Here is a 4098-nt window from a genome sequence, read left to right as displayed (position 1 = left end):
CGGCAATGCTGATCAGGAGGCTGCTCTTGTCCTTGTAGTAGTGGTAGAGCGTGGCCTTCGAGAGATTGCAGGCCTCGGCCACCTGGTTCATCGAGGTGGCGGGATAGCCGCGGCGCGCGAACAGCTGGGCGGCCTGCGCAAGGATGAACTCGCGCTGGTCGTCATAGGTGGCGGATCTTCCACGCGGCATCGGGTCTTCTTTCTTCCTTGATTGATTGGCAGTTGTTGCGGGCAACCCGCGATCTTGCACGAAGCTAGCCGCGCCGCGTCGCGATCAGCGAGCGCACCTCGGTGGCGGGCAGGCGTGGCCGATCGGACTCCATCTGCTGCAGCGGCGCGACCTCGCGCAGGCTGGCCAGGCTGCGCATGGTGAGCGCCTGGTAGGTCTGCGTGCCTTCGAGCTTCCAGGCGATTTCTTCCTCGCTCAGCATCTTCTTCACCTTGGCCGGAATGCCCGCCACCAGCGAGCGCGCCGGCACCTTCATGCCGGCCGGCACGAAGGCGCAGGCCGCCACGATGGCCTGCTCGCCGATCTCGGCCTCGTCCATCACCACCGCATTCATGCCCACCAGCGCGTCGCGCCGCACGATGCAGCTGTGCAGGATCGCGCCGTGGCCGATGTGGCCGTTGACCTCGACCACCGTGTCCTGGTCCGGGAAACCGTGGATGCAGCAGTGGTCCTGCACGTTGGAGCCCTCCTGCAGCACGATGCGGCCGAAATCGCCGCGCAGGCTGGCGCAGGGGCCGACATAGCAGCCGGGCCCGACGATCACGTCGCCGATCAGCACGGCGCTGGGGTGCACATAAGCCGTCGGGTCGACGACGGGAATCACGCCGTCGATGGAGTAGCTGGGCATTCGATCGGTCTCCTTTGTTGCGGGCTCAGGGTTTGCCCTGAAGCCACCCGCTTGTGCTGGCATCGGGCTCGATCTTAAAATCTACCGGACGGTCGGTCAATAGTGTTTAAGGATCAGAGACAAGCCCATGCCAGAACCTTTAGTTCTCACCAGCGATGCCGGTGCCGTTCGCACGCTGAGCCTCAACCGCCCCGCGGGCGCTGTGCTGCGACCTTGTCGTGGCCGGCCGCTCGGCCAGCTTCATCCAGGCCTTCACCAGGATCGGCCTCGTGCCCGACACCGGCGGCACCTGGCTGCTGCCGCGGCTCGTGGGCTCGGCGCGCGCGCTGGGCATGGCGATGCTGGGCGACAAGCTGCCGGCCGAGGAGGCCGCGCGCATCGGCCTGATCTGGCAGTGCGTGGACGACGCGGCACTGCCCGAAACGGCCGCCGCGCTCGCCTCGAAGCTGGCCGGCATGCCGACCCGCGCCCTGGTCGCCACGCGCCAGGCCATGGCGGCGGCACAGGGCCTGGACCTCGATGCAGCGCTGGCCGCAGAAGCACGCATCCAACGCGAGATGGGCAACGCTGGCGACTACCGCGAGGGCGTCGAGGCCTTCCGCGCCAAGCGCGCGCCGGTGTTCAAGGACCGCTGAGATGACATCCTGCTTTTCTTTGCGTCGTGTTGTCGGTCATACAGGGCGCTGCTGTTCRGGGCGCGCTCCCGCCGACGGGGTACCTTGCTCCGCGAATGTCCTCCGGCCTGCGGCCTCCCCCTTGATTTCGCTGCGCAAGGCACCCCATCAGCGGGWGCGTTGGACAGAGCATTGGTTGATCGGCCGGCACAAGAGCCGCGCCCACCGTGCACAGGGCATCGGGTGCTCCCCGCAGCGAAATAAAGGAGGAGGCGAAGCCGGGGGACATTCGCGGAGGGGAGTACCCGGTGGCCTGTGCACGCGCCCCGAACAACGCGGACAACAAAAACAACAGCGCCAAGAAACAAGACACCCCAAGCCCGGCACAGGCGGAACCCAAGAATGACCGACACCACCCGCACCCCCCAGCAAACCGCCGAGTACGTCCGCGACGGCATGTTCGCGAACGACAACGCCTCCAAGGGCCTCGGCATGCGCATCGTCGAGGTCGGCCCCGGCCAGGCCACGCTCGAGATGCGCGTGCGCACCGACATGCTCAACGGCCACGCCATCTGCCACGGCGGCTTCATGGCCACGCTGGCCGACTCCACCTTTGCCTTCGCCTGCAACTCGTACAACGAGCTCACGGTGGCCTCGGGCTTCTCGATCGACTTCATCACACCGGCCCGCGAAGGCGACGTGCTCACCGCGCGCTGCTTCGAAGTGTCGAAGGCCGGCCGCACCGGCGTGTACGACACCGAGATCACCAACCAGCGCGGCGAGCGCATCGCCATGTTCCGCGGCCGCTCCTACACCGCCAAGGGCCGCCCCGCCGTTGCCGCCTGAGGAGACACAAGCCCATGACAGCCAGACACCCTGCCCCCGGCGAGCTCGAGCCCATCGAAACCGCGAGCCGCGACGAGATCACCGCGCTGCAGATCCAGCGCCTGCGCGCCACGCTGCAGCGCGCCTACGACCACGTGCCGCACTACCACAAGGCCTTCGATGCCAAGGGCGTGCACCCCGGCGACCTGAAGTCGCTGGCCGACCTGTCGAAGTTTCCGTTCACGGTGAAGACCGACCTGCGCGACAACTACCCCTTCGGCATGTTCGCCGTGCCGCGCGCGCAGGTGGCGCGCATCCATGCCTCGTCGGGCACCACCGGCAAACCGACCGTGGTCGGCTACACGCTGAAGGACATCGACACCTGGGCCGACCTCGTCGCGCGCTCCATCCGCGCGGCGGGCGGCCGTGCCGGCGACATGGTGCACGTGTCGTACGGCTACGGCCTCTTCACGGGCGGCCTGGGCGCGCACTACGGCGCCGAGCGCGCGGGCTGCACCGTCATCCCGATGTCGGGCGGCCAGACCGAGAAGCAGGTGCAGCTGATCCAGGATTTCAAGCCCGACATCATCATGGTCACGCCCAGCTACATGCAGGTGATCATCGAGCAGTTCGAGCGGCAGGGCCTCGATGCCAAGGACAGCTCGCTCCGGATCGGCATCTTCGGCGCCGAGCCGTGGACCGAGGCCATGCGCCGCGACATCGAAGCCAAGGCCGGCCTCGATGCGGTCGACATCTACGGCCTGTCCGAAGTGATGGGCCCGGGCGTGGCCAGCGAATGCGTCGAGAGCAAGGACGGCCCCGTGATCTGGGAAGACCACTTCTATCCCGAGATCATCGACCCCGACACCGGCGAGCTCAAGGCCGATGGCGAGGAAGGCGAGCTGGTCTTCACCTCGCTCAGCAAGGAGGCCATGCCGATCGTGCGCTACCGCACGCGCGACCTCACGCGCCTGCTGCCGCCCACCTCGCGTTCGTTCCGCCGCATGGGCAAGATCGTCGGGCGCAGCGACGACATGATGATCATCCGCGGCGTCAACGTCTTTCCCACGCAGGTCGAAGAGATCGTGCTCGCGCACAGCGCGCTCACCGGCCTCTACCAGGTGCGCGTGAGCCGCGAAGGCCTGCTCGACCAGGTCGAGGTGCACTGCGAACTCACACCGCACGAGGCCGCCGCGGCCGACCGCAACGCCATCTCCGACTGGGTGCAGCAACGCGTGAAGACGCTCATCGGCATCTCCACCCGCGTGGTCGTGCACGGCCCCGACGAAATGGAACGCACGCAGACCGGCAAGGCCCGCCGCGTGATCGACACGCGCCCGCGCTGAGCCGCCCGCGCGCCCACACACCGCACAGAAAGGACACGCACATGTACACCCAGGCAATGGACACCATGGGCAAGGACGCAGGCGACGGCAAGCAGAAGAAAGCCGTGCGCTCCGCCGAGGAAATGCGGCTCGAGGAGCGCTTCGACGCGCACATCGACGCCGGCGACTTCATCGAGGCGAAGGACTGGATGCCCGAGCACTACCGCAAGACSCTGKTGCGCCAGATCWSSCAGCAYGCGCAYTCGGAGATYRTCGGCATGCWGCCSGAAGSCAACTGGATCKSCCGCGCSCCCASSCTCAAGCGCAAGGCCATCCTSMTGGCCAAGGTSCAGGACGARGSCGGCCACGGSCTGTACCTGTACGCGGCCGCCGAAACGCTGGGCACCTCGCGCGACCAGATGTTCGATGCGCTGCACAGCGGTAAGGCCAAGTACAGCTCGATCTTCAACTACCCCA

At 67.2% G+C, this 4098-nt stretch carries 5 protein-coding genes and 1 pseudogene; 4 read left to right on the top strand and 2 right to left on the bottom strand.

Annotation, left to right across the window (positions count from 1 at the left end; all coding sequences use genetic code 11):
• On the bottom strand, positions 1–190 hold a 190-nt coding region (locus AC1DOC_RS26650), incomplete at its 3' end, for a helix-turn-helix domain-containing protein (RefSeq protein WP_478130825.1).
• Between the two features lie 64 nt (positions 191–254).
• Positions 255–857 (bottom strand): phenylacetic acid degradation protein PaaY, encoded by a 603-nt coding sequence (locus tag AC1DOC_RS26645; RefSeq protein ID WP_478079088.1) that lies wholly within the window; start codon positions 855–857, stop codon positions 255–257.
• 197 nt (positions 858–1054) lie between these two features.
• On the opposite strand from AC1DOC_RS26645, the pseudogene AC1DOC_RS26640 reads away from it, so the two are divergent.
• The 4 genes and pseudogenes from AC1DOC_RS26640 to AC1DOC_RS26625 form a co-directional block, all read left to right on the top strand.
• Positions 1055–1492: pseudogene (locus tag AC1DOC_RS26640) on the top strand (enoyl-CoA hydratase-related protein); the annotation flags it as partial.
• 381 nt (positions 1493–1873) lie between these two features.
• Entirely contained in the window at positions 1874–2317 is a 444-nt protein-coding gene (paaI, locus tag AC1DOC_RS26635) for a hydroxyphenylacetyl-CoA thioesterase PaaI (RefSeq protein WP_478079090.1), read from the top strand.
• A gap of 14 nt (positions 2318–2331) precedes the next feature.
• Positions 2332–3642 carry a phenylacetate--CoA ligase PaaK gene (gene paaK, locus AC1DOC_RS26630; protein ID WP_478079091.1) on the top strand — a complete coding sequence of 437 codons (1311 nt, stop codon included), beginning with the start codon at positions 2332–2334 and terminating at the stop codon, positions 3640–3642.
• Between the two features lie 41 nt (positions 3643–3683).
• On the top strand, positions 3684–4098 hold a 415-nt coding region (locus tag AC1DOC_RS26625; protein WP_478130824.1), incomplete at its 3' end, for a Phenylacetic acid catabolic protein.

The organism is Variovorax sp. 01T439_2, from assembly GCF_056398445.1.
This window is presented reverse-complemented; position numbering and strand designations above follow the sequence as displayed.

Coding starts and splice junctions, on each gene's coding strand:
- AC1DOC_RS26645 (WP_478079088.1), bottom strand. CDS start 857: ATGCCCAGCTACTCCATCGACGGCGTGATTCCCGTCGTCGACCCGACG.
- paaI (WP_478079090.1), top strand. CDS start 1,874: ATGACCGACACCACCCGCACCCCCCAGCAAACCGCCGAGTACGTCCGC.
- paaK (WP_478079091.1), top strand. CDS start 2,332: ATGACAGCCAGACACCCTGCCCCCGGCGAGCTCGAGCCCATCGAAACC.